Annotated in this window: 2 tRNA genes and 1 rRNA gene; all 3 read right to left on the bottom strand. The window is 43.0% G+C overall.

Annotated elements, in window-relative coordinates:
- Positions 1-236: 236 nt before the first annotated feature.
- The 3 genes from Q0935_RS15775 to Q0935_RS15765 all read right to left on the bottom strand — a co-directional run bounded on the left by Q0935_RS15775 (position 237) and on the right by Q0935_RS15765 (position 2,067).
- Positions 237-310: transfer RNA gene (locus Q0935_RS15775), tRNA-Ala, on the bottom strand.
- Positions 311-393: 83 nt separating this feature from the next.
- Positions 394-467: transfer RNA gene (locus tag Q0935_RS15770), tRNA-Ile, on the bottom strand.
- Positions 468-546: 79 nt separating this feature from the next.
- Positions 547-2,067, bottom strand: a 16S ribosomal RNA gene (locus Q0935_RS15765).
- Between the last annotated feature and the right edge of the window lie 379 nt (positions 2,068-2,446).

Below are 2,446 nucleotides of genomic sequence, written 5' to 3'. Positions count from 1 at the left end.
AGCTTTTCGCAGCTTATCACGTCCTTCATCGCCTCTGAGAGCCAAGGCATTCCCCATACGCTCTTATTTAGCTTATTGTACTATTTGCTTTTTTAATGAGTTACATATACTAATAGTAGCTCGTGACTAACTATTAGTATTTAATATTATTGTCATTGAGACGAATCTCAAATCTTTAATTTCATGTATCTTTTTTCAATATGTCAATGAACGTTGTTCAGTATTAAACTGAATTGTGGAGAATATCGGAGTCGAACCGATGACCTCCTGCGTGCAAGGCAGGCGCTCTAGCCAGCTGAGCTAATCCCCCAATGTAAAATCCCGAATATTGCATTCAGAACTTTAGTATTTAGAATTGACAACTTCTAGAATTTCCTTTTATATAGTAGTTAGTAGTCTCAGGCAGACTCGAACTGCCGACCTCTACATTATCAGTGTAGCGCTCTAACCAGCTGAGCTATGAGACTCTACTATAAGTTTTATTTAAATTAACAGCAGGAGAATAAACAATTTTTTCTTATAAATTACTTGGTCGTCTTTCTCTAGAAAGGAGGTGTTCCAGCCGCACCTTCCGGTACGGCTACCTTGTTACGACTTAGCCCTAGTTACCGATTTTACCCTAGGCCGCTCCTTACGGTGACGGACTTCAGGCACTCCCAGCTTCCATGGCTTGACGGGCGGTGTGTACAAGGCCCGGGAACGTATTCACCGCATCATGGCTGATATGCGATTACTAGCGATTCCAGCTTCACGGAGTCGAGTTGCAGACTCCGATCCGAACTGTGATAGGGTTTGAAGATTCGCTCCTGGTCGCCCAGTGGCTGCTCTCTGTCCCTACCATTGTAGCACGTGTGTAGCCCAGGACGTAAGGGCCGTGATGATTTGACGTCATCCCCACCTTCCTCACAGTTTGCACTGGCAGTCTTGTTAGAGTTCCCGACATGACTCGCTGGCAACTAACAACAGGGGTTGCGCTCGTTATAGGACTTAACCTGACACCTCACGGCACGAGCTGACGACAACCATGCAGCACCTTGTAATGTGTCCGAAGAAAAAACTATCTCTAGTCCTGTCACACTACATTTAAGCCCTGGTAAGGTTCCTCGCGTATCATCGAATTAAACCACATGCTCCACCGCTTGTGCGGGCCCCCGTCAATTCCTTTGAGTTTCATTCTTGCGAACGTACTCCCCAGGTGGGTCACTTATCACTTTCGCTTAGCCACTCAAACCGAAGTTCGAACAGCTAGTGACCATCGTTTACGGCGTGGACTACCAGGGTATCTAATCCTGTTCGCTCCCCACGCTTTCGTCCATCAGTGTCAGTTGATTATTAGTAATCTGCCTTCGCAATTGGTATTCTATGTAATATCTATGCATTTCACCGCTACACTACATATTCTAACTACTTCATAATAACTCAAGATAACCAGTATCAAAGGCAATTCTACAGTTGAGCTGCAGGATTTCACCTCTGACTTAATTATCCACCTACGGACCCTTTAAACCCAATGATTCCGGATAACGCTTGGATCCTCCGTATTACCGCGGCTGCTGGCACGGAGTTAGCCGATCCTTATTCTTACAGTACCGTCAAGCTCTCTACTCGAGAGAGTGTTTCTTCCTGTATAAAAGCAGTTTACAACCCATAGGGCAGTCATCCTGCACGCGGCATGGCTGGATCAGAGTTGCCTCCATTGTCCAATATTCCTCACTGCTGCCTCCCGTAGGAGTCTGGTCCGTGTCTCAGTACCAGTGTGGGGGATCCCCCTCTCAGGGCCCCTATCTATCGTAGCCATGGTGTGCCGTTACCACACCATCTAGCTAATAGAACGCATAGTCATCTTATACCGTAATCTTTAATGATATCTTGATGCCAAGTCATCATACTATAAGGCATTAATCTTCGTTTCCAAAGGCTATTCCTTAGTATAAGGTAGATTCTATACGCGTTACGCACCCGTGCGCCGGTCGTCAGCAAAAGCAAGCTTCTCTGTTACCCCTCGACTTGCATGTGTTAAGCCTGCCGCTAGCGTTCATCCTGAGCCAGGATCAAACTCTTCATCGTTAAATTTTTAAGTGTTTCCACTAATATGCTTAACAACCAAAGAAATTAAATTAGTACTCGAATGGTTTATTCTCTTGTTTGTCTATAACCGTTTCCAGTTACAAACTTACGCTGTCAATTCAATATGTGTATGAACTTGTTTCTTATCTTGTATTTGCTAACTAAAATTTAATTTACTTAGCGGGCTGCAAATGTAAAACCCTTTTTAATTCTGTGCAATGTTTTTTGATTAAAAAATTAAAAACTTTTTTCTCTTTTTAAACATTAAATGTCACTGAACTTTTTTGCTCTTAACGTTGACGTTTTAAGCGGCTGCAAACTTACAACCTTTATTTAATATAAAAAGACTTTTTTGAATCTTTTTTATATTATTTTATTT

The organism is uncultured Lacinutrix sp., assembly GCF_947500605.1.
Lineage (GTDB): Bacteria > Bacteroidota > Bacteroidia > Flavobacteriales > Flavobacteriaceae > Lacinutrix.
This window is presented reverse-complemented; position numbering and strand designations above follow the sequence as displayed.